The organism is Mycobacterium sp. 3519A (assembly GCF_900240945.1).
Taxonomy (GTDB): domain Bacteria; phylum Actinomycetota; class Actinomycetes; order Mycobacteriales; family Mycobacteriaceae; genus Mycobacterium.
Genome location: NZ_OESG01000013.1, coordinates 1,951,702 through 1,975,823 on the forward strand (window position 1 = coordinate 1,951,702; position 24,122 = coordinate 1,975,823).

Annotated in this window: 21 protein-coding genes; 15 read left to right on the forward strand and 6 right to left on the reverse strand. The window is 68.9% G+C overall.

The annotated features are described in order from the left end of the window. Nucleotides 1–154 precede the first annotated feature (154 nt). Complete coding sequence (locus tag C1A30_RS17275; RefSeq protein ID WP_101949417.1) at nucleotides 155–1,243, forward strand: HoxN/HupN/NixA family nickel/cobalt transporter; 1,089 nt, start codon at nucleotides 155–157, stop codon at nucleotides 1,241–1,243. On the opposite strand, the gene mtr is transcribed toward C1A30_RS17275, so the two are convergent. Both mtr and C1A30_RS17285 read right to left on the reverse strand, forming a co-directional pair. Further along, entirely contained in the window at nucleotides 1,240–2,655 is a 1,416-nt protein-coding gene (mtr, locus tag C1A30_RS17280; protein WP_101950274.1) for a mycothione reductase, read from the reverse strand. The two genes, C1A30_RS17275 and mtr, sit on opposite strands and share 4 nt — an antisense overlap. A gap of 4 nt (nucleotides 2,656–2,659) precedes the next feature. Next, complete coding sequence (locus C1A30_RS17285; protein WP_101949418.1) at nucleotides 2,660–3,673, reverse strand: alpha/beta hydrolase; 1,014 nt, start codon at nucleotides 3,671–3,673, stop codon at nucleotides 2,660–2,662. 66 nt (nucleotides 3,674–3,739) lie between these two features. Between C1A30_RS17285 and mqo the strand changes: the two genes are divergently transcribed. The 10 genes from mqo (at nucleotide 3,740) to C1A30_RS17335 (ending at nucleotide 15,610) form a co-directional block, all read left to right on the forward strand. Beyond that, entirely contained in the window at nucleotides 3,740–5,239 is a 1,500-nt protein-coding gene (gene mqo / locus C1A30_RS17290; RefSeq protein WP_101949419.1) for a malate dehydrogenase (quinone), read from the forward strand. Then, nucleotides 5,236–5,694, forward strand: a complete 459-nt coding sequence (locus C1A30_RS17295) for a GNAT family N-acetyltransferase (protein ID WP_101949420.1) — start codon at nucleotides 5,236–5,238, stop codon at nucleotides 5,692–5,694. Before mqo ends, C1A30_RS17295 begins: the two co-directional genes overlap by 4 nt. Then, nucleotides 5,691–7,517, forward strand: coding sequence for a magnesium chelatase subunit D family protein (locus tag C1A30_RS17300; RefSeq protein ID WP_101949421.1), 1,827 nt, complete (start codon nucleotides 5,691–5,693; stop codon nucleotides 7,515–7,517). Before C1A30_RS17295 ends, C1A30_RS17300 begins: the two co-directional genes overlap by 4 nt. A gap of 10 nt (nucleotides 7,518–7,527) precedes the next feature. Beyond that, a complete protein-coding gene (cobO, locus tag C1A30_RS17305; RefSeq protein ID WP_101949422.1) occupies nucleotides 7,528–8,142 on the forward strand; it encodes a cob(I)yrinic acid a,c-diamide adenosyltransferase in 615 nt (204 codons plus the stop codon). A gap of 97 nt (nucleotides 8,143–8,239) precedes the next feature. Continuing rightward, nucleotides 8,240–9,589, forward strand: coding sequence for a cobyrinate a,c-diamide synthase (locus C1A30_RS17310; RefSeq protein ID WP_101949423.1), 1,350 nt, complete (start codon nucleotides 8,240–8,242; stop codon nucleotides 9,587–9,589). 23 nt (nucleotides 9,590–9,612) lie between these two features. Next, a complete protein-coding gene (gene cobA / locus C1A30_RS17315) occupies nucleotides 9,613–10,812 on the forward strand; it encodes a uroporphyrinogen-III C-methyltransferase (RefSeq protein ID WP_101950275.1) in 1,200 nt (399 codons plus the stop codon). Nucleotides 10,813–10,845: 33 nt separating this feature from the next. Beyond that, entirely contained in the window at nucleotides 10,846–12,426 is a 1,581-nt protein-coding gene (locus tag C1A30_RS17320; RefSeq protein ID WP_101949424.1) for an MFS transporter, read from the forward strand. 73 nt (nucleotides 12,427–12,499) lie between these two features. Then, a complete protein-coding gene (locus C1A30_RS17325; protein WP_101949425.1) occupies nucleotides 12,500–13,993 on the forward strand; it encodes an MFS transporter in 1,494 nt (497 codons plus the stop codon). Next, the gene (locus C1A30_RS17330; RefSeq protein ID WP_101949426.1) at nucleotides 13,990–14,664 is read left to right on the forward strand and encodes a VOC family protein; all 675 of its coding nucleotides are present in this window, start codon (nucleotides 13,990–13,992) and stop codon (nucleotides 14,662–14,664) included. Before C1A30_RS17325 ends, C1A30_RS17330 begins: the two co-directional genes overlap by 4 nt. Continuing rightward, nucleotides 14,657–15,610, forward strand: coding sequence for a DUF3533 domain-containing protein (locus C1A30_RS17335; protein WP_101949427.1), 954 nt, complete (start codon nucleotides 14,657–14,659; stop codon nucleotides 15,608–15,610). The genes C1A30_RS17330 and C1A30_RS17335 overlap by 8 nt, the downstream gene beginning before the upstream one ends. Here the strand turns inward: C1A30_RS17335 and C1A30_RS17340 are convergent, their stop codons facing one another. Continuing rightward, nucleotides 15,611–16,396, reverse strand: coding sequence for a DUF4239 domain-containing protein (locus tag C1A30_RS17340; RefSeq protein WP_101949428.1), 786 nt, complete (start codon nucleotides 16,394–16,396; stop codon nucleotides 15,611–15,613). A 76-nt stretch (nucleotides 16,397–16,472) separates the two neighbouring features. Between C1A30_RS17340 and C1A30_RS17345 the strand changes: the two genes are divergently transcribed. Next, complete coding sequence (locus C1A30_RS17345; RefSeq protein ID WP_101949429.1) at nucleotides 16,473–18,215, forward strand: proline--tRNA ligase; 1,743 nt, start codon at nucleotides 16,473–16,475, stop codon at nucleotides 18,213–18,215. On the opposite strand, the gene C1A30_RS17350 is transcribed toward C1A30_RS17345, so the two are convergent. Both C1A30_RS17350 and C1A30_RS17355 read right to left on the reverse strand, forming a co-directional pair. Next, nucleotides 18,216–18,743 (reverse strand): ferritin-like domain-containing protein, encoded by a 528-nt coding sequence (locus tag C1A30_RS17350; RefSeq protein ID WP_101949430.1) that lies wholly within the window; start codon nucleotides 18,741–18,743, stop codon nucleotides 18,216–18,218. After that, entirely contained in the window at nucleotides 18,740–19,258 is a 519-nt protein-coding gene (locus C1A30_RS17355) for a hypothetical protein (RefSeq protein ID WP_101949431.1), read from the reverse strand. The genes C1A30_RS17350 and C1A30_RS17355 overlap by 4 nt, the downstream gene beginning before the upstream one ends. A 146-nt stretch (nucleotides 19,259–19,404) precedes the next feature. Between C1A30_RS17355 and rimP the strand changes: the two genes are divergently transcribed. Beyond that, entirely contained in the window at nucleotides 19,405–19,938 is a 534-nt protein-coding gene (rimP, locus tag C1A30_RS17360) for a ribosome maturation factor RimP (RefSeq protein WP_101949432.1), read from the forward strand. After that, the gene (gene nusA / locus C1A30_RS17365; RefSeq protein ID WP_101949433.1) at nucleotides 19,935–20,978 is read left to right on the forward strand and encodes a transcription termination factor NusA; all 1,044 of its coding nucleotides are present in this window, start codon (nucleotides 19,935–19,937) and stop codon (nucleotides 20,976–20,978) included. Before rimP ends, nusA begins: the two co-directional genes overlap by 4 nt. Before the next feature lie 24 nt (nucleotides 20,979–21,002). Here the strand turns inward: nusA and C1A30_RS36435 are convergent, their stop codons facing one another. Further along, nucleotides 21,003–23,147 carry a PGRS repeat-containing protein gene (locus tag C1A30_RS36435; protein WP_160112764.1) on the reverse strand — a complete coding sequence of 715 codons (2,145 nt, stop codon included), beginning with the start codon at nucleotides 23,145–23,147 and terminating at the stop codon, nucleotides 21,003–21,005. Between the two features lie 435 nt (nucleotides 23,148–23,582). On the opposite strand from C1A30_RS36435, the gene C1A30_RS17385 reads away from it, so the two are divergent. After that, on the forward strand, nucleotides 23,583–24,056 hold the full coding sequence (locus tag C1A30_RS17385; RefSeq protein ID WP_369974131.1) for a YlxR family protein: 474 nt from the start codon (nucleotides 23,583–23,585) through the stop codon (nucleotides 24,054–24,056). The last annotated feature ends 66 nt before the right edge of the window (nucleotides 24,057–24,122 follow it).

Genomic DNA, 24,122 nt, shown 5'->3' on the forward strand with positions numbered 1-24,122 from the left:
TGTCGACGCCCTGGATCGCGACTCACTTGCTTTGCTGACAGAGTGGCGTGTGGAACGTCGAGTATCTGTTGGTCACGGCCACCAAGCGCCGACCCGTTGGCATGATCATCTGAACATCTAGACAGATGAACGGACGACGGCATAGGCTCGCCCCATGACCGTCGTCGAACAGCCTGAAATCAAGCGATTCGACCGTACGGACTGGACCACGATCACCGCGATGGGCGGCGTGGTCTCCGCGCTGCACCTGTTCGGCTGGGGTGTGCTGGTCTTCGGGGTGGCGCCGCAGCACATCACCCTGGGATCGGCCGGGGTGTTCGGCGTCGGACTCGGTGTGACCGCGTACCTGCTCGGGGTGCGCCACGCCTTCGACGCCGATCACATCGCCGTCATCGACAACACCACACGCAAGTTGGTGGGCGAGGGCACCAGGTCGCTGTCGGCGGGATTCTGGTTCTCGCTGGGGCATTCCAGCGTCGTGTTCGGGCTGGCGTTCCTGTTGGCCATCGGCGTGCGCGCGGTGGTGGGGCCGGTGCAGGACGAGGGTTCGCCACTGCTGCAGACGCTCGGCCTCATCGGCTCACTGGTGGCAGGCACCTTCCTGATCCTGATCGGGCTGTCGAACCTGTTCGCGGCGGTGGGCATCGCCAAGGTGTTCCGCCGGATGCGCAGCGGCGACCTCGACGAGGCCGAACTCGAGCGGCAACTCGCCAGCCGCGGGTTTCTGGCCAGGATCTTCGCCCGGGTGATGCGCCGGGTCAGCAAGCCGTGGCACCTGTACCCGGTCGGCCTGCTGATGGGCCTCGGCTTCGACACCGCAACGCAGGTGGCGCTGCTGGTGCTCGCCGCGGGAACGGCGGCGTTCACGCTGCCCTGGTACGCCATCCTGGTGTTGCCGGTGCTGTTCGCCGCGGGCATGAGCCTGTTCGACGCGGTCGACGGCATCCTGATGTCGCGGGCCTACGGGTGGGCGTTCCTGCAGCCTGTCCGCAAGGTGTACTACAACCTCACCGTGACGGTGCTGTCGGTGATCGTCGCGCTGGTGATCGGCGTCATCCTGCTCTCGGGTCTGGTGGCCGAGCGGTTCGGCATCCACTCGGGTCCGCTGGCCGCGATCGCGTCGGCGAACCTCGAGTTCGTCGGCTTCATGATCGTCGGGCTGTTCCTCGCGGCATGGTTGATCGCCGTGGCGGTGTGGCGCTTCGGGCAGGTCGAAAAGCGTTGGGCCGCAGCCCTGGACTAGTGGCGTTTCGACGGCGGCCACGGCGGCTCGCCGCATAGCGCCAGCAACGCGTTCTCGACCACCTCGGGCAACGCCGGGTGGATCCAGTACTGGCCGCGGGCCATGTCCTGAGCCGGCAGGTCGAACGCCATCGCCTGGACGAGGGGCTGAATCAGCGACGACGCCTGGTGTCCCATGATGTGCGCGCCGAGTAGCAGCCCGGTGTCATCGTCGACGATGATCTTCGCGATGCCGGTGGTGTCCTCCATCGCCCAGCCGTACGCCACGTCACCGAAGTCCTGGACCTTCACCTTGATGTTGAAACCCTTTGCCCTGGCCTCGTTTTCGGTGAGCCCGACGCTGGCGATCTGCGGTTCGGTGAACACCGCTGACGGCACATACCGGTGGTTCGACGGCATCAGCGCCTCGGTGTCGTCCCAGCCCTGCAACAGGTTGTGCTTGACGACGCGGGCCTCGTGGTTGGCTACGTGCTTGAGTTGATAGTCCGACGACACGTCGCCAAGCGCGAAGATGTTGCGTGCCGAGGTGCGTTGGAACTGATCTACCACCACCTGACCGCCCGCGTTCACCTTCACACCCGCGTGTTCGGCGTCCAGCAGATCGCCGTTGGGCACCCGGCCAGTCGCCACCAGCAGCACGTCGCCGCGCACCGTCGAGCCGTCCGTGCACCGGATCTCCACCCCCTCGCCGACTGCGCGGGCGTCGGCCAGCTCATGGTGGTTGCGGATCTCCCACTTGCGGCTGGCGAGGTCGGTGAAGCGCATCGTGATGTCGTCGTCGTGCCCGCGCAGCAGCGAACTGCCGCGGATCAACATCGTCACCCGGCTGCCGAGCGACGAAAAGACATGGGCGAACTCACAAGCCACGAATCCGCCGCCGATGATGACGAGGTGTTCAGGCACCTCGGCGATGCGCATGATCGTGTCGCTGGTGTGGTGCGGTACCCCGCATTCGGCCACCGCGTCGGGCACCACGGCGCGGGACCCGGCGGCGATCACCACCTGATCGGCGGTGAACTCGTCGCCGTCGTCGGTGCGCAACGCGTAGCGGCCGTCGGGCAGCGTCGGCCGGAACCTGGTGTGGCTGGCGAACACCTGCACGTTCGGTGAGGACCGGCGGTAGTTCTCGCCGCCGAGCGCGATCGGGTCGATGCGGCCGAACACCCGCGAGACGATGTCCGTCCACCGCACCGCGTCGACGTGTGCGTCGACGCCGAATCGCGCTGACTCCCTGGCGCTTCCCGCGACATCGGCGGCGTAGACGAACATCTTCGTCGGGATGCAGCCGACGTTGAGGCAGGTGCCGCCGAAGGTGCCCTGTTCGCAAATCGCCACCCGCTTGTCGGCGTAGCGCTCGTCGAGAATCGAGTTACCCGAGCCGGTGCCGATGATCGCGATGTCGAAATGGCTCATATGATCACCCTCGTTCGGATCGGGTTGGTGCATCGGTGGTTTCGGCCAGATACCAATCCAGCCACTGGTCGAGTGCCCGGTACGCCGCTTGCCGCGACTCGGGCACCGACAGGAAGACGTCGTGCTTGGCGTCGGCGATCGGCACGATCGTCGAGTGGTTGCCGATGCAGCCCGCCCAGCGCGCGATCTGCCTGACGTCGAGCACCGCGTCGCCGCGCTGGATCTTGTCCGGATCCCTGGCTTCGCGCACGCTGCGGTCGGACCGCAGGATCAGGTTGGGCACGCCGACGTCGAGACCGCGATGCAACCTGGCGTGCGCCCGGCGGATCGCGTGCAGCCAGCCGAACGTGACGGGGAACCCGCCGATCGGCTTCCACGCCAGGTTGTAGTCGAATTCGCCGCCGTACTCCCGGTGCAGCGTCGCGCCGTAACCGCCCTCTGTCGGCGACCTCAGCACCCGCGTCTTGCGGACCCGGGAGATGGCGCCGATCACGGCGCCGGTGGGCGCGGCGCGCAGGATCGCGGGGCCCTGCAGATCCAGCCACGGACTGTTGAGGACCAGACCGGCGATGTGCCGCCTGGCGGTGTCACCGCGGCGCCGCACCCGGTCCAGCCACAGCGCGACGACGAGGCCGCCGGTGGAGTGCCCGTTGACCAGGATGGCGGCCTTGGGCGACTCCCGCGCGATCACGTCGAGCGCCTGCTCGAGTTCGTCGTCGTAGCGGGCCAGGTCGGTGGTGAAGTGCGGCGTCTGGCCCTCGCGCCACGACCGCCCGCACTTGTTCAGGTCGAGCGCGTAGACGGCGAAGCCTCTGGCGGCGGCGTGGTCGGCCTGGTCGGTGTTGAAGAAGTAGTCGGTGAACCCGTGCACCAGCAGCACGGCGTGTTTCGCGGACGGGTCGGCCTCGCCGCGGCGCACCAACGTGGCGACCAGGTGGCCCTCGCCGTCCGGATCCGGGCCGAGCTGAAACGTCTGCTGCCAATAGCCAGGCAGCACGTCGGGCTCCCATCCAGGCACAACAGCCACCTTAACGGCGCGCCCGGATCGACCCGGGCCGACTCCGGCGGGATAGCCTGAACAGCGATGTCTGACCCGAAGACCGCACAGACCGACGTCGTGCTGGTAGGCGCTGGCATCATGAGCGCCACGCTGGGCGCGCTGTTGCGGCAGGTGGCGCCGGATTGGTCGATCACCCTGGTCGAGCGGTTGGACGCGGCGGCGGCCGAGAGCAGCTACGCGTGGAACAACGCGGGCACCGGGCACGCCGGGCTATGCGAGCTGAATTACACGCCGGAACGCCCGGACGGTTCGATCGAGATCAGCAAGGCGGTCCAGGTCAACGAGCAGTTCCAGGTGACCCGGCAGTTCTGGGCGTACGCCGTGGAAAACGGGCTGCTGCCCGACGCCCGCAGCTTTCTGCACCCGATCCCACACGTCAGTTTCGTGCGCGGCGCAGGACCCGTCGGCTACCTGAAACGGCGGCACGACGCGCTCGTCGGCAATCCGCTGTTCGCCTCACTGGAGCTGATCGAGGACCGCGACGAATTCGGCAGGCGGCTACCGCTGATGGCCCAGGGCCGCTGTGCTGCCGAGCCGATCGCGCTGGCCTGGGCGCAGGACGGCACCGACGTCGACTTCGGGGCGCTGTCGCGACAGCTCATCAGCCACGGCGCCGTACAGGGCATGGCCACTCTGTTCGGCCACGAAGTGCGACGTCTGGAACAGCAGTCCGACGGCAGCTGGACACTTACGGTCGCCAACCGCCGTACCGGGGAGACGCGAAAGTGCAACGCCAAGTTCGTGTTCGTCGGCGCGGGTGGCGGCACGATAGGGCTGTTGCAGAAGTCGGGCATCGCCGAATCCGCCGGGTTCGGGGGTTTTCCGGTCGGGGGGGCGTTCCTGCGCAGCGACCGGCGCGCGCTGACCGCCGCGCACCGCGCCAAGGTGTACGGCATGCCGCCGCCGGGGGCGCCGCCGATGGCCGGCTCCCATCTGGACGCCCGGGTGATCAACGGCAAGCCGTGGCTGGTGTTCGGGCCGTTCGCCACCTGGTCACCGAAGTTCTTGAAGCACGGCAACCCGACCGATCTGCCGCTGTCGGTGCGGCCGAACAACCTGATGCCGATGGTTACCGCGGCCGCGTCGCAGACCAAGTTCGTCAAGTATCTGATCGCCCAGCTGGTGCAGCCGGATTCCGAACGGGTGCATGCGCTGCACGAATTCATGCCCGGCGCAGTCGATTCCGACTGGCAGCTGGAGGTGGCCGGACAGCGGGTGCAGGTGATCCGTCGGGTCAAGGGCGGGCGCGGCGTGTTGGATTTCGGCACCTCGGTGTTGGCTGCCGCCGACGGCACGATCGCCGGGCTGCTGGGTGCCTCGCCGGGCGCGTCGACGGCGGTGCCTGCGATGCTCGACGTCATGGCGCGCTGTTTTCCCGACCGCTATCCGACGTGGTTGCCCAAGCTCAAGGAGATGGTGCCGTCGCTCGGCACCGCATTGTCGAATGAACCGGCGCTGTTCGAGGAGGTCTGGTCGTGGGGCACCAAGGTACTGAAATTGAATGAGTCGGTGACGGCCCGATGACGGTTGCGCTGCGCCGCAGTTGGGCCAAGGACCTGGACGCCGCGACGCTCTACGAGCTGCTCAAGCTGCGCGTCGAGGTGTTCGTCGTCGAGCAGGCCACCCCGTATCCCGAGTTGGACGGCCGCGACCTGGACGCCGAAACCCGGCACTTCTGGTTGGAAACGCCCGACGGCGAGGTCATCTCGACGCTGCGGCTGATGGAGGAGCATCCGGGCGGGCACAAGGGCTTCCGCATCGGGCGGGTCTGCACCAAACGCGGCGCCCGCGGCCACGGCCACACCAACCGGCTGCTCCAAGCCGCTTTGGCGGAGGTCGGCGACTATCCGTGCCGCATCAACTCGCAGACCTATCTCGAGGAGATGTACGGCAGGCACGGTTTCGTCCGCGACGGTGAGGAGTTCCTCGACGACGGCATCCCGCACGTGCCGATGATCAAGGCGGGCGTGCACACGTGACTCCGGGCTATCCGTTCAGTGCGATCGTCGGCCATGAGCGGCTGCGGTTGGCGCTGCTGTTGTGCGCGGTGCGACCGGAAATCGGCGGTGTGCTGATCCGCGGCGAGAAGGGCACCGCGAAGTCGACGGCGGTCCGCGCGTTGGCGCATGTGCTGGCCGACATCGACGGCGCGGCATTGGTCGAATTGCCGATCGGCGCGACCGAGGACCGGGTGGTCGGGTCGCTGGATCTGCAAAAGGTGCTGCGCGACGGGGAGCACGCGTTCTCCCCGGGGCTGCTGGCCCGCGCGCACGGCGGCGTGTTGTACGTCGACGAGGTCAACCTGCTGCACGACCATCTGGTCGACGTGATTCTCGATGCCGCCGCGATGGGGCGGGTTCACGTTGAGCGCGACGGCGTTTCGCACAACTACGAGGCCCGGTTCGTGCTCATCGGCACGATGAACCCCGAAGAAGGCGAACTGCGACCGCAGCTTCTCGACAGGTTCGGGTTGACCGTCGATGTGCATGCCTCCCGCGACGTGGAGGTGCGCGCCGAGGTGATCCGGCAGCGGATGGCGTTCGAGGCCGACCCCTTGGGATTCGCCGAGCGCTATGCGGGCGCGGACGCCGAGTTGGCCAGCCGCGTCGCCGATGCGCGTGCGCGGGTGGCGTCAGTGTCGTTGCCGGACAGCGAATTACGCCGCATCGCGGCGCTGTGCGCGGCGTTCGACGTCGACGGCATGCGCGCCGATTTGGTGGTGGCGCGCACGGCCGTCGCGCACGCGGCCTGGCGGGGCGCCGATACGGTGGGCGAAGAGGACATCCGGGTGGCGGCCGAACTGGCGCTGCCGCACCGGCGGCGGCGTGACCCGTTCGACGACCCGGGACTGGATCAGGGCCAACTCGACGACGCGATGGCCCAGGCCAGTGAAGCGGCGGACGAGCCGGAGCCTGACCCGGATCCTTCTCCCGGCGGGGGCGAGTCGATTTCTGGTCCCGAAGATTCTGCGCCGCAAGGTAATTCGAATTCCGTCACCCGGCCGAGCGGCGCGCCGTCGGCGGTGTTCCGGACCAGGGCGCTGGTGGTGCCCGGCGTCGGCGACGGTGCGCCAGGCCGTCGGTCGCGGGCGCGCAACCGCACCGGTAAAGCGGTCTCGGCGACGGCGGATTGGGATGCGGGGCACGGCGTGCACGTGTTCGGAACGCTGTTGGCCGCGGCGGGTCGCCAACGGGCGCCGGGCAGACTGCGACCGCAAGCACAGGATGTGCGACGGTCGATACGGGAAGGCCGCGAAGGCAATCTCGTCATCTTCGTCGTGGACGCGTCGGGGTCGATGGCGGCGCGCGACCGGATGTCGGCCGTCGGCGGGGCGACGCTGTCGCTGTTGCGCGATGCGTACCAGCGCCGCGACAAGGTCGCGGTGATCACGTTCCGGCAGCAGGACGCCAAGTTGTTGCTGCCGCCGACGTCGTCGGTGCACATCGCGAGCAGGCGACTGGCACGGTTCGACACCGGCGGGAAAACGCCGCTGGCGCAAGGCCTGCTGGCCGCCCGCGACGTGGTCGTGCGGGAGAAGGCCCGCGACAGGGCGAGGCGCAGCCTTGTCGTCGTACTCACCGACGGGCGCGCGACGGGTGGACCCGATCCGCTGGGCCGCGCGCGGACCGCCGCAGACCTGCTGGTCGCTGAGGGAGCGGCAGCCGTCGTGGTGGACTGTGAAACCTCCTATGTGCGACTGGGTTTGGCGGAGCAGCTGGCCCGCCAGCTCGGTGCGCCTGCGGTGCGGTTGGCGCACCTGCGCGCCGACGCACTCACCGACGTCGTGCGCACTGCCGCGTAAGGAGACCGCGATGCCACAGGGTCAACCGCTCACCGTCCCCGACGACGGCCTGACGACACGCGTCCGTCGCAATGCGCCGCTGCTGGCGGTGCACACCGGCGCGGGCAAGGGCAAGTCGACCGCGGCGTTCGGCATGGCGCTGCGGGCCTGGAACCAGGGCTTTGACGTCGCGGTGTTCCAGTTCGTCAAGAGCGCGAAGTGGAAAGTCGGCGAGGAGGCCGCATTCCGGGAGTTGGGCCGGTTGCACGACGAGCACGGGGTCGGCGGGCCGGTCGAGTGGCACAAGATGGGCTCGGGGTGGTCGTGGTCGCGGAAACACGGCAGCGACGTCGACCACGCCGCGGCCGCCGCCGACGGGTGGGCCGAGATCGCGCGCCGGCTCGCCGAGCAGCGGCACGATTTCTATGTGCTCGACGAGTTCACCTATCCACTGAAGTGGGGCTGGGTGTCCGTCGACGAGGTGGTTTCCACGCTGACGTCGCGGCCAGGCACCCAGCACGTGGTGATCACCGGTCGCGATGCGCCGCAGCAGTTGCTCGACGCCGCCGATCTGGTGACCGAGATGACCAAGGTGAAGCACCCGATGGACGTCGGCCGCAAGGGTCAGAAGGGCATCGAGTGGTGAGTTCGGCCTGCGCGTTTCCCTGCGCGAGCAGACGCAAAATGTCCCGACACGCCGAGAAAATGGGACACTTTGCGTCTGCTCGCGAGAAGAAGGTGACGTGAGTACGCCTGCGGTGGTCATCGCCGCGCCCGCGTCGGGCAGCGGAAAGACCACTGTCGCAACGGGTTTGATGGGCGCGCTGCGGCGCGCCGGGCGCCGCGTCGCGCCGTTCAAGGTGGGCCCGGACTTCATCGACCCCGGCTACCACGCGCTGGCTGCGCTGCGACCCGGGCGCAACCTGGACCCGGTGCTGGTGGGGGAGCAGCTGATCGGCCCGCTGTACCGGCACGGCAGTGCGGATGCCGACATCGCCGTCGTCGAGGGCGTGATGGGCCTGTTCGACGGCCGCATCACCGACAGCGCGACGGCCCAGGGGTCCACCGCGCACGTCGCCGCGCTGCTGGGCGCGCCGGTGGTGCTGGTGGTCGACGCCAGAGGCCAGAGCCACAGCATCGCGGCGCTGCTGCACGGCTTTTCGACGTTCGACCAGTCAATCCGCATCGCGGGGGTGATCCTCAACCGCGTCGGCTCGGCGCGCCACGAGGAGGTGCTGCGGCAGGCGTGCGAGCACGCAGGCGCGCCAGTGCTGGGCGCGATTCCGCGCGCCGACGAACTGGCTGTCCCGTCGCGACACCTGGGCCTGGTCACCGCCGTCGAACACGGCGAGCAGGCGCGGGCCGCGGTCGACGCGATGACCGAACTCGTGGGCAGACACGTCGACCTCGCGGGCATCGCCGCGGTGGCGGCGAGCAGGGTGACCGATGCGCCGTGGCAGCCCGATGTCGCCGATCCGGTGGCCACGGTCGTCACCGTCGCGCTGGCGGCGGGCAGGGCATTCTCCTTCGGCTACACCGAACACGGCGAACTGTTGCGGGCCGCAGGCGCCGACGTCGTCGAATTCGACCCGTTGGCCGATCCGCTGCCGCCGTCGACCGACGCGCTGGTCATTCCTGGCGGATTTCCCGAGCAGTTCGGCACGGACCTGTCGGCCAACGATGTTGTCCGCCAACAGATCCATCACCTGGCCGCGAGCGGCGCCCCGATCCAGGCGGAATGCGCGGGCCTGACGTATCTGATCGACGACCTCGACGGGCACCCGATGTGCGGCGTGCTGGCGGGGTCGGCGCGGTTCACCGATCGGCTGACCCTGGGCTACCGGGAGGCCGTCGCGGTCACCGACTCGGCGCTGCACGCTGTCGGCGAGCGTGCCATGGGGCACGAATTCCACCGCACCACAGTCACATTCGACGACAGCTACCCGCCGGCGTGGGTTTTTGCCGGCGGTGTCCGCGACGGCGCCGTCGACCGCGGCGTGCACGCGTCGTATCTGCACACCCACCCGGCAGCGCATCCGCATGCGATATCCCGCTTCGTGGCCACGGCGGCAACCTCTAAGCTCGCCGGGTGAGTTCCGCGCACGCGAGGGGCGAGATGACCTCGGAGAACGCCTACCTCGTCGGCCTGCGCCTGGCCGGCAAGAAGGTCGTGGTCGTCGGGGGTGGCACGGTGGCGCAGCGCCGCCTGCCGCTGCTGATCGCCAACGGCGCCGACGTGCACGTCGTCACCCGCACCGCGACCCCGGCCGTCGAGGGTATGCCCGGAATCACGTTGACGCTGCGGGAGTTTCGCGATGGCGACCTCGACGACGCGTGGTATGTGATCGCGGCCACCGACGATCCGGCCGTCAACGCCGCCGTCGTCGCCGAGGCCGACCGCAGGCACATCTTCTGCGTCCGCGCCGACATCGCCCGTGGGGGCACCGCCGTTACACCCGCATCATTCGAATACGAGGGGTTGTCCGTCGGGGTGCTGGCCGGCGGTGAGCACCGCCGCTCGGCGGCCATCCGGTCGGCCATCCACGAGGCGCTGCAACAGGGGGTCATCACCGCCGAGGCGCCCGGGGCCGTGCACGGCGGCGTCGCGCTGGTCGGCGGCGGACCCGGTGACCCGGAGTTGATCACCGTGCGGGGCAGGCGACTGCTGGCGCACGCGGACGTCGTCGTCGCCGACCGGCTTGCCCCGCAGGAACTGCTGGCCGAACTGCCGCCGCAGGTCGAGGTCATCGATGCCGCGAAGATCCCGTACGGCCGGGCGATGGCGCAGGACGCGATCAACGAGGTGATGATCGAGCGGGCCAAGGAGGGCAAGTTCGTCGTCCGGCTCAAGGGCGGGGACCCGTTCGTGTTCGCGCGCGGCTACGAGGAAGTGATCGCGTGCGCAGAAGCCGGGATTCCGGTCACCGTCGTGCCGGGTGTGACGAGTGCCATAGCGGTTCCCGCGCTGGCCGGCGTTCCGGTCACACATCGGCACGTCACGCATGAATTCGTGGTGGTCAGCGGCCATGTTGCGCCCGACCACCCCGAATCGTTAGTGAATTGGAATGCGCTGGCCGCGCTGTCCGGGACGATCGTGTTGCTGATGGCCGTCGAGCGCATCGAGTTGTTCGCCAAGGTGTTGTTGGAAGGCGGTCGACCTGCGGATACGCCGGTGCTCGTGGTGCAGCACGGCAGCACGTCCGCTCAGCGAACTTTGCGTGCCACGCTTTCCGACGCCCCGGAGCGGATCCGCGAGGAGGGCATCAGGCCCCCGGCGATCATCGTGATCGGCTCCGTCGCGGCCTTCGCCGGATAAAGGATTCTTAAGATTACTGTAAGGTAACCAGCTATGACGGCTCTCAATGACGCAGAGCGAGCTGCCATCCGTCGTGATGCCGAAGGTGGGGCTAACAGGGGGCTTCCGATAAACGTGGACCACTCTGGGCTCGAGCAAACAGGCAGGTCCCCGGCTTGGCTACCCTCGCGGCGGTTCGTCGCCGCGGTGATCGCGATCGGCGGCATGCAACTGCTCGCCACCATGGACAGCACCGTCGCGATCGTCGCGCTTCCTAAGATTCAGGACGAGCTGAGCCTGTCCGACGCCGGACGCAGCTGGGTGATCACCGCCTACGTGCTGACCTTCGGCGGGCTGATGCTGCTCGGCGGCCGACTGGGCGACACCATCGGCCGCAAGCGCACGTTCATCGCAGGCGTCGCGCTGTTCACCATCGCCTCGATCCTGTGCGGGCTGGCGTGGAACGAGGCCACCCTGGTCACCGCCCGACTGCTGCAGGGCGTCGGCGCGGCGATCGCGTCGCCGACGGCGCTGGCACTGATCGCGACCACGTTCCCGAAGGGGCCCGCGCGCAACGCCGCCACCGCGATCTTCGCCGCAATGACCGGCGTCGGCTCGGTGATGGGACTGATCGTCGGCGGCGCGCTGACCGAGGTGTCCTGGCGGTGGGCGTTCCTGATCAACATCCCGATCGGCCTGCTGATGATCCAGTTGGCCCGCACCACGCTTCGCGAGACGCACCGCGAGCGGCTGAAGCTCGACGCCGCAGGCGCCATCCTGGCGACGCTGGCGTGCACGTTCGCGGTGTTCGGCTTCTCGATGGGCCCCGAACACGGCTGGCTCAAGCCGTTGACGGTGGGCTCCGGACTCGCCGCGCTGACCTTCTTCGTCGCGTTCCTCTACGTCGAGCGCACCGCCGAAAACCCGGTCGTGCCTTTCGAACTGTTCAAGGAGCGCAACCGGGTGGCGACGTTCGCCGCCGTCTTCCTCGCAGGCGGCGTGATGTTCACGCTGACCGTGCTGATCGGCCTGTACGTGCAGGACATCATGGGCTACAGCGCATTACGCGCAGGCGTCGGCTTCATCCCGTTCGTGATCGCGCTCGGCATCGGGCTGGGCCTGTCGTCGCATCTGGTGTCGCTGTTCCCGCCGCGGGTGCTCGTGATCGCTGGCGGCGTGCTGGTGCTCGGCGCGATGATCTACGGCTCGACGCTCAACGGCGGCATCCCGTACTTCCCGAACCTGGTGGTGCCCATCGTGGTCGGCGGGTTCGGCATCGGCATGATCGTCGTCCCGTTGACCGTGTCGGCCATCGCCGGAGTGGGCTTCGACCAGATCGGCCCGGTGTCGGCGATCGCGTTGATGCTGCAGAACCTCGGCGGGCCGGTCGTGCTGGCAGTGATCCAGGCGGTCATCACATCGCGCACGCTGTATCTCGGCGGCACCACCGGACCGGTGAAGAACATGGACAGCACGCAACTGCACGCCCTGGATCAGGGCTACACCTATGGTCTGCTGTGGGTGGCCGCGGTCGCGGTGATCGTCGGCGCGGTGGCACTGTTCATCGGCTACACCTCCGAGCAGGTGGCGCATGCGCAAGAGGTCAAGGACGCGATCGATTCCGGAGAGCTCTAGCGGCTTGTGCGCGTTTTCGAGCGCTGAGCGCGCCTGAAGGTGCTCAAATCGCCAATCGGTAGGCTGGCAAGCCATGTCTGCCGGGGAGTCAACTGAACGCTCCACGGCGCCCCTGTCCTCTTCGGTGCTGGGCATCGCGATCATCGCGATCACCGGCATGCAGCTCATGTCGACGCTCGACGGCACCATCGTCATCGTCGCGCTGCCGCGGATGCAGGCCGAGTTGGACCTCTCCGACGCCGCCAAAAGCTGGGTCATCACCTCCTACGTCTTGGCGTTCGGCGGACTGCTGCTGCTTGGCGGGCGGGTCGGCGACGCTATCGGACACAAGCGGGCATTCCTGTCCGGTGTCGGCGTGTTCACGATCGCCTCGCTGGTGTGCGGGCTGGCCACCGAACCCGTCACGCTGATCGTGGCCCGCGCGGTGCAGGGCGCAGGCGCCGCGGTGGCCGCCCCGACCGGCCTTGCGCTGATCGCCACGACCTACGCCGTCGGCCAGGCCCGCAACAGAGCGCTCGCGATCTCGGCGGCGATGCAGGGCATCGGGTCGGTGCTCGGCCTGGTACTCGGCGGGGCGCTCACGGTGATCTCGTGGCGGTTGGCGTTCCTGATCAACGTGCCGATCGGCATCGCGATCATCACCATCGCGGTGCTGCGGTTGGGCGAGACGCATCACGAACGACTCAAGCTCGACGTCACGGGCGCGCTGCTGGCCACCCTGGGCTGCACGTCGGCGGTGTTCGTGTTCACGCAGGGGCCGCCGCGCGCGTGGGTCGACCCGTGGGTGATCGGCGCAGGCATCGCGTCGGCGGCGTTCTTCATCGCGTTCCTGATCGTCGAACGCACCGCCGAGCATCCGATCGTGCCGTTCTCGGTGTTCGACAACCGCAACCGGGTGATGACGTTCGTCTCGCTGTTCCTGGCCGGCGGGGTCCTGCTGACGCTGACCGTGATGATCGGCCTACTGGTGCAGGACGTGCTCGGCTACTCGGCGCTCAAAGCAGGTATCGGCTTCATCCCGTTCGCGATCGCGTTCGGCATCGGCAGCGCGGTGGCGGCCCGACTTGCGCCGCGGATCGCACCGCGCTGGCTGATCATCGGCGGCGGCGTGTTCGTGCTCGCCGCGATGCTCTACGGTTCGACGCTCGACCGCAGCATCCCGTACTTCCCTGACCTGTTCGCGCCGATCGTCGTCGGCGGATTCGGCATCGGGATGATCGCGGTCATCCTGCCGCTGTGCGCGGTGGCGGAGGTGGGTCCGCGGGAGATCGGACCGGTGTCGTCGATCACGCTGATGGTGCAGAACCTCGGCGGCCCGCTGGTATTGGTGGTGATCCAGGCCGTACAGACGTCGCGCACGCTGTGGCTGGGCGGCACCACCGGACCGGTCAACGACATGACGCCCGCGCAGTTGGACGCCCTGGGCCACGGCTACACCTATTCGCTGCTGTGGGTCGCGGGCATCGCGGTGATCGTCGGTGTGGCCGCATTCTGGATCGGCTTCTCCGCGCGCCAGATCGCCACCGCGCAGCACACCCGCGACGCGGTAGAGGCCGGCGAGCTGTGAGCGACGACGACGCACGGCCGACACGGCAGCAGATCTCCGATGCCGTCGACCCGGCAGGCTGGTGTCTGATCCTCGGCGCGCTGTACACCGAGGTGCCTGCGCCGACACTCGCCGAGGCCAGCGACATTGCCGCACTTGCGGTTTCGACGACGGGCGCCGACGGCCAAGGGCATCTGAGCATCGACATCCGCGCCGACCGCACCGTGCTGCGGTTGCAGTCCGCCGACGACTGCCGGGTCACCGGCCGCGATATCCGGTTGGCCCGTGAGGTGTCGACGGCCCTGGCCTCGCGCGGGTGGCAGGCAGCGCCCGGCGCCGTGCAGGCGTTCGAAATCGCGATCGACGCGTTGGACATCGAACGGCTGCGACCGTTCTGGAAGGCGGTCACCGGCTACGTCGACGAACCCGGTTCCGAACTGAACGCGGCGCTGATCGATCCCGCGGGCCGGGCACCGGCCATCTGGTTCCAGCAGATGGATTCGCCTCGGCCGCAACGCAATCGGATCCACCTCGACATCGACGTCCCGCACCGGGCCGCCCAAACGCGCATCGACGCGGCGATCGCCGCGGGCGGCAGGCTGCTCTCCGACGCGGCGGCGCCGGCGTTCTGGGTGCTCGCCGACGCGGAAGGCAATGAAGCATGCATCTGCACCTGGCAGGGACGTGACTGACACGGCAGCGCGCCGCGCACTTCTGCTCGGGCTCGGCGTGCTGGTGTTGCAGTTGGCGTTCATCCTGTCCTGCATCGGCGCGCTGCACGCGCCACGGCCGCACCGGATCCCGGTGATCGTGGTCGCGCCGCAGGACGTGAGCCGCCAGGTCGCCGACCAGTTGAACGCGATACCGGGGCAACCGCTGCAGGCCAGCGCCTCCGACGACGTGCGGGTCGCGCTTGCGTCGCTGCGCGCAGGCCAGGCCGCGGGGGTGTACGTGGTCAGTGCCGCCGACATCCACGACTTCGCGGCGGTGGCCTCCGCCGCAGGACCGTCGGTGGCGTCGGCGGTGGAAGACCTGTTCGACACCGCGGCCAAAGTCCACGGCCGGACGGTGTCGGTGCACGACGCCGTGCCACTCGATGCGGGCGATGCGGGCGGTCTCACCGGCTTCTATCTGGTCATCGGCTGGGTGGTCGGCGGCTGCCTGTTCGCGGTGGTGGTCGGCGCCGCGGTGTGGCGGCTGGCCGCGGCGCTCGGCTACGCGCTGGCGTCCGGGATCGGCGGTGCGGTGATCGCCGACATCCTGGTGGGCGCGATCGACGGCCACTTCTGGCAGGTCGCAGGAATCGGTGTGCTGGTGACACTTTCGGCCGCGACGGCGACGCTGGCGCTGCAGACGCGGTTCCGGCTCGTCGGCATCGGGCTGGCCGCGGTGATTTTCGTGATCCTCGGTGTTCCTTCGGCGGGCGGTGCGTCCCCGCCGCCGCTGCTGCCGCCGTTCTGGCGGGCGATCGGCGGTGTGCTGCCCAACGGCGCGGGCACCGACGCGATCCGGCGGATCGTGTACTTCGACGCGAACGGCCTCACTCACCCGATCGTCGTGCTGGCAGTGTGGATCGTCGCGGGTGTCGTCCTTGAGGTCGTGTTGCGCAACTCGAAAGCTGTTGCGACACAGGGGTGATCACGACTCCTGGTCGACCAGGTCGAACACCGTGACGGCATGGCTGAACGGTTCCGGCGTGACGCCCATCGGGCCGAACGGATGATCGAGCACATAGACGAGATACAGCAGCAACCCGAGCAGGACCGTGACTGCACTCACCAGGAGCATATGAGCGCGATCGTTCGTGAGCCGCATGAAGCTGGTGAGCGTGATCAGCAGCGCACTGCCGAAGAGCAGGGAACACCACAGCAGCGGAGGTATTCGCGGTTTGGAGTTCAGGATTCGTGCGCTGCGGTCGCTCGCCAGCACGGACAGCTCGCTGAGGAACTGCGAATTGATCGGGCTCGCTGTCGAACCGGTTTGCGGTCCGCCCACGATGCGATACATCTCCGTGAGCGCGGTGCGCGCCGAGTTGTTGATCTCGCTGAACTGCTCCTTGCCCCACCTCGGGCCCTGCAGCCCCTCGGCGTAGGTGCGCAGTTGTTCGCGCACTTGCGACTGCTCCGGCTGCGGCATCGCGACGGTCTGGCGGTACAGGGTCGTCAACGCCGACGCCTCGTTGGAGACGTTCACCTGTGCGGTGAGGAACTGCTGCCATCCGACGACGACGGTGAAGCCGAGCAGTGCACCGTAGACGAGGCCGGTGACCGTCAGGAACGGGGACAGCACTGAGTTGTGCTCCGGTCCGGTGCCACGGGCCAGCACGCGGTCGGACAACCGCACGCCGAGGATCGCGATCAGCACCGCGACGGCGAGAACCGCCACCAACAACAGCCATGCGCCGAGCAGTCCGAAGTCGCCCATCGGTGCAGAATCCCCCAGATAGTGCCGTGCCACACCCGAATGTGCCGAAAGGCTGGGGTCAGTAAGGTGATCGGCTGTGATCACCCGCATGTCCGAGCTGTTCCTGCGCACCCTGCGTGACGACCCCGCCGACGCCGAGGTGCCCAGCCACAAGCTGCTGATCCGGGCCGGCTACGTCCGCCCGGTCGGCCCAGGGCTCTACAGCTGGCTGCCGCTCGGCCTGCGCGTCCTGCGCAAGATCGAGAACATCGTGCGCGCCGAGATGAACGCCATCGGCGGACAGGAGATTCTGTTCCCCGCGCTGCTGCCCAAGGGGCCCTACGAGGTCACCAACCGGTGGACCGAGTACGGCGACGGCGTGTTCCGGCTTCAGGACCGGCGCAAGAACGACTACCTGCTCGGCCCGACGCACGAAGAGTTGTTCGCGCTGACGGTCAAGGGGGAGTACAGCAGCTACAAGGACTTTCCGGTGCTGCTGTACCAGATCCAGACGAAGTACCGCGACGAAGCCAGGCCGCGCGCGGGCATCCTGCGCGGGCGCGAGTTCCTGATGAAGGACTCGTACTCCTTCGACGTCGACGACGCCGGACTCGAGGCCGCCTATCAGCGGCACCGCGACGCATACCAGCGGATCTTCGCCGAACTGGGCGTGCGCTACGTGATCGTCTCCGCGGTGTCCGGGGCGATGGGCGGCAGCGCATCGGAGGAATTCCTGGCCGAAAGCGAGATCGGCGAGGACACCTTCGTGCGGTGCCTGGAATCGGGCTACGCCGCCAACGTCGAAGCCGTGGTGACCGCGGCGCCCGACCCGCTGCCGATCGAGGGCCAGCCCGAGGCCAAGGTGTACGACACCCCGAACACCCCGACCATCGCCACGCTCGTCGAGTGGGCCAACACCGCGCTGGACCGCGAGGTGACCGCCGCCGACACCCTGAAGAACGTCGTCCTCAAGACGCGCCAACCCGGCGGCGACTGGGAACTGCTCGCGATCGGGGTGCCCGGCGACCGGGAGGTCGACGAGAAACGGCTCGGGGCCGCGCTTGATCCCGCCGAGTACGCGCTGCTCGAAGACGCCGACTGGCCCAAGTACCCGTTCTTGGCCAAGGGCTACATCGGCCCGAAAGGGTTGCTGGCCAACGGAGTTCGCTATCTCGTCGACCCGCGGGTGACCGACGGCACGTCGTGGATCACCGGTGCCGACGAACCCGGCAAGCACGTGGTGGGCCTGGTCGCCGGACGCGACTTCGTCGCCGACGGCACCATCGAGGCGGCCGAGGTGCGCGACGGCGACCCGTCACCGGACGGGGCGGGCCCGCTGGTGTCGGCCCGCGGCATCGAGATCGGCCACATCTTCCAGCTCGGCCGCAAGTACACCAACGCGTTCGAGGTCGACGTGCTCGGCGAGGACGGCAAGCCGGTCCGGTTGACCATGGGGTCCTACGGCATCGGGGTGTCGCGGCTGGTGGCCGTGATCGCCGAACAGCACCACGACGAGCTGGGCTTGCGGTGGCCGTCGTCGGTGTCGCCGTTCGACACGCACGTGGTGATCGCGAACAAGGACGAGGCCGCGCGGGCAGGCGCCGCCGAACTGGCCGAGGCGTTGGACGGGCTGGGCGTCGAGGTGTTGCTCGACGACCGGCAGGCCTCGCCCGGGGTGAAGTTCAAGGACGCCGAACTGCTCGGCGTGCCGTGGATCGTCGTGGTGGGCCGCGGCTGGGCCGACGGTGTCGTCGAGTTGCGCAACCGGTTCACCGGCGAGACGCAGCAGATCCCGGTCACCAGCGCGGCGGCCGACATCGCGGCGGCGTTGGCGTCGTAACTACTCGCTGCCGCCGGGGAACGCCACGGTGATCGGCGAGATGCCGAGCACCTTGCTCCACTGGGCGGCCCGCACCGCGCACTGCGTCAGCGCGGTCACCCCGAAGGATCGGGTCTTCTCGTCGGTCGCCTGCTCCACCACGGCGCGCCACGCGACCGCGGCGTCCTCTTCCATCCGCACCGCGAGATTGGCGGCGGCAGTGGGGTTGTCGACTTCGGTCGGCAGCTGGTAGCCGGCGGCAGGCAGCGGCGGATCGATCGAGCGGGCCTCGAGTATCGCGATGGCAGCCTCGCGGCGGTCCCGGTGCTCGGCCATCGCGTCGGAGACCAGGTCGTTGACGTCGGGCGTGGAATGCGCCGACACCAACCCGTAGCCGTAGATCGTCGCGTGCTCGGTGGCGATCGCGTCGAACAGCGCACCGTCCGCCGCGTTGGACGGCCGCCCCGGTGCGGCGGGCTCGGCGGCCCGCGATGAGGTCGTCGTGGTCGTGGTGGTGGGCGTGGTGGTGGTGGGCTCCGGAGACGTCATTGCGCTGCCTTCGCCGGGGCCAGTGCGACGGTGTAGGCCGCGGTGCAGGAAGCGGCGATCGAGGCCAGCAGACCGGCGCGATAGCCGGATTGTTTGGCCGCCAATTCGGTGGCGGCGTCCGCCGACTGACGCAGCGCCGCGATCACATCCGCGGTCGTGGGCGCTTTCGCGTCGGCCGCTGCGGTGGTGGTCGTGGTCGTCGTCGCGGTCGGCGCCTTGCTGCCTGCCATCCGGACCAGCTCGTCGGACAACGCCTGCGCATGCGCGGCGCGCTCGGAAGCGACCGCTGTCAGCGCCTGCGCAGCCGGGGGCGGCGGTGTGGCCGACGCGGCGTCGGTGGCCAGTTGACTGTCGGCGCGCGCCCGGTCGACTTGCGCGGCGAGTTCGGCGACCTCAGCAGGCGGCGGCGGCTCGCCGCACGCGGCGACGGCGCCGCCAAGCAACGCCAGCATCACGGCCCCGAACAACATCTGACGTCTGCTCACGGTCGGCGGCGGGCTCGGCACGTGCAACATCCTGCCATTTCCCGCGGTCTGTGCATTCGCTGCACGCCGCTGCGCGTTTGCCGCGTGCGGCCGCTGCGCTGGCGTATCGTTGATAGACGGTTCCAAGCTGCGCCGCGCGGAATCGTGTCCGGACAACTCAAGATGAGGAGCTCGCCGTGACGGAGCGGTCTGCGGGATTACCGTCGCAGAAACAGGTGATCGAGCTACTCGACGGAGAGTTCGCGCAAGCGGGCTACGAGATCGAAGACGTGGTGATCGACACCGCCGCGCGCCCGCCAAGGATCACCGTCGTCGCCGACGGCGATGAACCCCTCGATCTCGATTCGATCGCCGCGCTGTCGCGCTCGGCGTCCGCTGCGCTGGAGCGCGTCGACTCGCCGCCCTACGTGCTGGAGGTCACCTCGCCAGGCGTCGACCGCCCCCTGACCACTGAGAAGCATTTCCGCCGCGCACGCGGCCGCAAGGTCGAGGTCACGCTCTCCGACGGCTCGCAACTGACCGGGCGACTCGGCGAATTGCGCGACGGCACTGTGCGACTCGTGGTTCGCGAGGGCGCGAGGGCCGATTTCTCGGTGCGTGAGCTTCCTGTCGACGCGATCACCAATGCCATTGTGCAGGTTGAGTTTTCGCCGCCAAACCAGCGCGAGCTGGAGTTGGCGGGGCAACGGGGGAAGGAGGCTTCAGCGTGAACATCGACATGGCGGCGTTGCACGCCATCGAGGCCGACAAGGGCATCTCCGTCGACGTCGTCGTGGAAACCATCAAGTCAGCGCTGCTGACCGCATACCGGCACACCGAGGGCCACGAAGCCGACGCCCGCATCGACATCGACCGCAAGACCGGTGTGGTCAAGGTGATCGCGCGGCAGACCGACGACGACGGCAACGTCATTCACGAATGGGACGACACCCCAGAGGGTTTCGGCCGCATCGCGGCGACCACCGCTCGCCAGGTGATCCTGCAGCGACTGCGCGACGCGGAGAACGAGAAGAACTACGGCGAATTCTCGGCCCGCGAGGGCGACATCGTCGGCGGCGTCATCCAGCGCGATGCCCGCGCCAACGCCCGCGGTCTGGTGGTGGTCCGGATGGGCAGCGAGACAAAGGGGTCCGAGGGCGTCATCCCGGCGGCTGAGCAGGTCCCCGGCGAGCGTTACGAGCACGGCGACCGGCTGCGCTGCTACGTCGTCGGCGTCACCCGCGGCGCCCGTGAACCGCTGATCACGCTGTCGCGCACACATCCGAATCTGGTGCGCAAGCTGTTCTCACTGGAGGTGCCCGAGATCGCCGACGGGTCCGTCGAGATCGTGGCCGTGGCCCGCGAGGCCGGGCACCGCTCGAAGATCGCGGTGACGTCGCGGGTGCCAGGGCTGAACGCCAAGGGCGCCTGCATCGGTCCGATGGGCCAGCGGGTCCGCAACGTGATGAGCGAGTTGTCGGGGGAGAAGATCGACATCATCGACTACGACCCCGACCCCGCGAAGTTCGTCGCGAACGCGTTGTCGCCGGCCAAGGTGGTCTCGGTGTCGGTCATCGACGAGGCGGCCCGCGCGGCACGGGTCGTTGTGCCTGATTTCCAGCTGTCGCTGGCGATCGGCAAGGAGGGCCAAAACGCCCGACTGGCGGCCCGGCTGACCGGTTGGCGCATCGACATCCGCAGCGACGCGGCCCCAGCCCCCGGGCCCGATACCGAGTCGGGCAAGGCTCGAGGCGCGGTTCACGACGGCTGAGCCGAGCCGCCCGAACGGCGTAAGTCAGCCGTCGGCGCCGTTGTTGCCGTTGACGCCGGTGCCGTTCGGGGTGACACCCTTACCACCTTCGCCGCCTTTGCCACCGGGTGATCCGCCGTTGCCGCCGTTACCGCCAACAGCGCCTTTGTTGCTGTTGCTCTGGGCAGTGCCGCCTGCGCCACCTGCGCCGCCGCCGCTCGTGGCGTCCGTGTTACCGCCCTTGCCGCCTTTGCCACCTTGTGCGAGGCCGTCGGCGACGGCGCCGCCGCCCTGACCGCCCTGACCGCCCTGACCGCTCTGGCTGTTGCCGCCCGCGCCACCTTTGCCACCCGTGCCCGTGCCGGTTCCCAGCAACGGGTCGCTTCCGGTGCCGGTGCCGCCTTTGCCGCCGTTTCCGCCGCCGCCTGCTCCGAACCCGTCGCCGCCCGCGCCGCCTGCGCCGCCTGTCCCGTCCGCCCCCCGGCCCACCGCATTGCCGCTGCCACCGTTGCCGCCGTTGCCGCCGAAACCTCCGCGCAGGTCGACGCCATCGCTTCCTGCGCTGCCGGTGCCTGCGGCCCCGCCGGTACCAGCGGCGCCACCGGAGCCGCCCTTACCACCGGGAGCGCCGTTACCGCCGTCGCCGCCGTTGCCTCCGACAGCGCGTGGGCCTGATTGATTTGCGCCGTCGGCGCCATCACCGCCGTCGCCGCCGGCCCCTGACGTGCCGCCGTTCCCGCCTGAGCCGTTTGCGCCTGCCGCGCCGGAAATCACGCCGGCACCAGGCTTACCGCCGTTGCCGCCGTTGCCCCCGTCTCCGCCGTTGCCACCGACCTGGCCGTCAGCGCCGTCGGCGCCCGGTGTCGACCCCGCTTGTCCGGTAGCGCCGTGCGCTCCGTTGCCACCTCTGCCGCCTGACGCGCCGTTGCCGCCGTCCCCGCCGTTGCCGTCGGCACCCGCCTGGCCGGGATTGGCCCCCGCGCCGCCAGCACCGCCGGTTCCGCCTCCGCCGCCTGCGCCGCCGTCGCCACCGTCCTGACCGGCTTCACCGTCACCACCCGGCGTCGTCGCGTTGGGGCCGTTGGCTCCGTTGACGCCGTCGCCGCCCCGGCCGCCGTTTGCGCCGGCCCCGCCGTTGCCGCCGTCGCCGTCTGTTCCTGCCGCACCGGGATTGGCCCCCGCGCCGCCCGCGCCGCCGTGGCCTCCGTTGCCGCCTGCCCCACCGTTGCCACCGTTTTGGCCGTCGATGCCGTCGGCGCCCGGTGTCGACGGGGTCCGTCCGGCGGCACCGTCGGCCCCAGCGCCGCCGTCACCGCCGCGTCCGCCGACGCCGCCCGCACCGCCGTTGCCGTCGGCGCCGGCTTTCCCTTCTGTGGCCCCGAGGCCGCCCGCGCCGCCGCGACCACCGGCGCCCCCGGCGCCGCCGTCGCCACCGTCCTGACCTCCGCCACCCGTGCCACCCGGGACAGTCGCGTCGGCGCCGTTCGCGCCATTGCCGCCCGCGCCTCCGGTGCCGCCGTCACCACCGGCGCCGCCAGTGCCGCCGGCGCCCGTCCGACCGTGCACACCGAGTCCAATGGCGGCGCCGCCGGCACCCGCGTCCCCGCCGTCCCCGCCGTTGCCGCCATCTCCGCCGTGCTGACCGGCAGCGCTCGGGAGCGTCGTATCCGCACCGTCGCCGCCATAACCCCCGGCGCCTCCGGCGCCGCCGGCTCCACCCGTGCCGCCGTTACCGATCCACTGCCCTCCGGCGCCGCCGCGGCCCCCGGCACCGCCGCGCCCGCCATTGGTCGCGAGCTCGGTGCTGCTGGCGTCGGCGCCTGCCACGCCGTCGCCACCGGCCCCGCCAGTTCCGCCGTTGCCGATCAGGCCGGCGTTGCCGCCGTTGCCGCCGGCTTGTCCCGGAGCACCCTTACCACCGGCTCCGCCATTGCCGAACAGCCCGCCATTGCCGCCGTTGCCACTGGCCACGTCGGGGTCGGTGCTGCTGTAGCCCTTGCCGCCGTTGCCGAACAGCAAGCCGCCATTTTGGCCGTTCGGGTGTTCTGCGGTGCCGTTTGCGCCATTGCACACCAACCCGCACGCGTTCCCGAATCCGCCGAACAAACTGTTGGGCGTCGGAGCCAGGAAACTATTACCGATCAGGTTGCTGCCGTTGCGGTTGCCGTCGCTGTTGCTGCCGTTGAGCAACCACCATTCCGTATTTGTGGAAGGCGATTGCGGCACCAATGCTGAATCGACCGACGCCAACTGTATTGCCACCGTCGGCGACTCCTGACCACTCGAAAGTGCGATAAGCATGAGGCCGGCTCCGATCGTCGCTGTCCCTGCGACGCCGGTGGCAAGAACTGGGTAAAAAGCCTTCTGTGCAGAAATGGACTTGCGATACTCGAACATGGAGAACCTCCTGTTCCCACCGGGGCGAGGTACTTGCGAACGCAAACACATTGAACACAAGGAAATTGGTTGAAGGGCCGATTTCTGAAAATTGGTGACGCGAATGGATCGATTTCGCATAGCAAAGCTGACATTTACGCGCGCGTCATTAATTGGCGCGCAGCGGCATTTGCTGGGTGGCTTCAGCCCGATCAAAGCCCGTATCCGGCGTTCGCCCTGCGACGACGCATGGCAGATGTGCTGAGGTGCGCGCTGGCGGACCAGCAGGCACCCCAGGTAGAGCCGTTTCTTTTCGTAAGCAGTGGGACGGTAGACTCAGCTGTGATCCAGCGCGAGACTTCGGCTACTGAGGCCCGTTCCGCCACTGACACCCCCCGGGGACCGGTGCGGACGTGCGTCGGCTGCCGAAAGCGAGAGCTGGCCGTCGAACTGCTTCGGGTAGTCGCCGTCGACGGGAATGGTGAATACGCCGTGACCGTTGACCCAGCGAGAAAGCTGCCGGGGCGGGGTGCGTGGTTGCATCCCGAGCAGGCGTGTCTTGACGCAGCAATTCGGCGGCGAGCATTCGTCCGAGCGCTGCGGATCGCCGGTTCACCGGACATCACCGCGGTGGTAGAGCACTTCAAAGCAGTTGAGGCGCTTGATACACCCGGCAAGAGAACAGGTAGCGAAGAACATGAGCACACCGTGAAGTCCCGATGACCATGCGTCATAGCTAACCCGAGGCGCGGCGCCTACCACCGCTGTCGCCTCTCAGACAGGAGATGT

Bases quoted from the DNA above. Each gene is read 5' to 3' on its own strand.
- C1A30_RS17355 (WP_101949431.1), bottom strand. From the start codon at position 19,258: ATGTTGCACGTGCCGAGCCCGCCGCCGACCGTGAGCAGACGTCAGATG.
- C1A30_RS17295 (WP_101949420.1), top strand. From the start codon at position 5,236: ATGACGGTTGCGCTGCGCCGCAGTTGGGCCAAGGACCTGGACGCCGCG.
- cobO (WP_101949422.1), top strand. From the start codon at position 7,528: ATGCCACAGGGTCAACCGCTCACCGTCCCCGACGACGGCCTGACGACA.
- C1A30_RS17340 (WP_101949428.1), bottom strand. From the start codon at position 16,396: ATGGGCGACTTCGGACTGCTCGGCGCATGGCTGTTGTTGGTGGCGGTT.
- C1A30_RS17325 (WP_101949425.1), top strand. From the start codon at position 12,500: ATGTCTGCCGGGGAGTCAACTGAACGCTCCACGGCGCCCCTGTCCTCT.
- mqo (WP_101949419.1), top strand. From the start codon at position 3,740: ATGTCTGACCCGAAGACCGCACAGACCGACGTCGTGCTGGTAGGCGCT.
- C1A30_RS17275 (WP_101949417.1), top strand. From the start codon at position 155: ATGACCGTCGTCGAACAGCCTGAAATCAAGCGATTCGACCGTACGGAC.
- C1A30_RS17320 (WP_101949424.1), top strand. From the start codon at position 10,846: ATGACGGCTCTCAATGACGCAGAGCGAGCTGCCATCCGTCGTGATGCC.
- C1A30_RS17350 (WP_101949430.1), bottom strand. From the start codon at position 18,743: ATGACGTCTCCGGAGCCCACCACCACCACGCCCACCACCACGACCACG.
- C1A30_RS17385 (WP_369974131.1), top strand. From the start codon at position 23,583: ATGGCAGATGTGCTGAGGTGCGCGCTGGCGGACCAGCAGGCACCCCAG.
- mtr (WP_101950274.1), bottom strand. From the start codon at position 2,655: ATGAGCCATTTCGACATCGCGATCATCGGCACCGGCTCGGGTAACTCG.
- cobA (WP_101950275.1), top strand. From the start codon at position 9,613: ATGACCTCGGAGAACGCCTACCTCGTCGGCCTGCGCCTGGCCGGCAAG.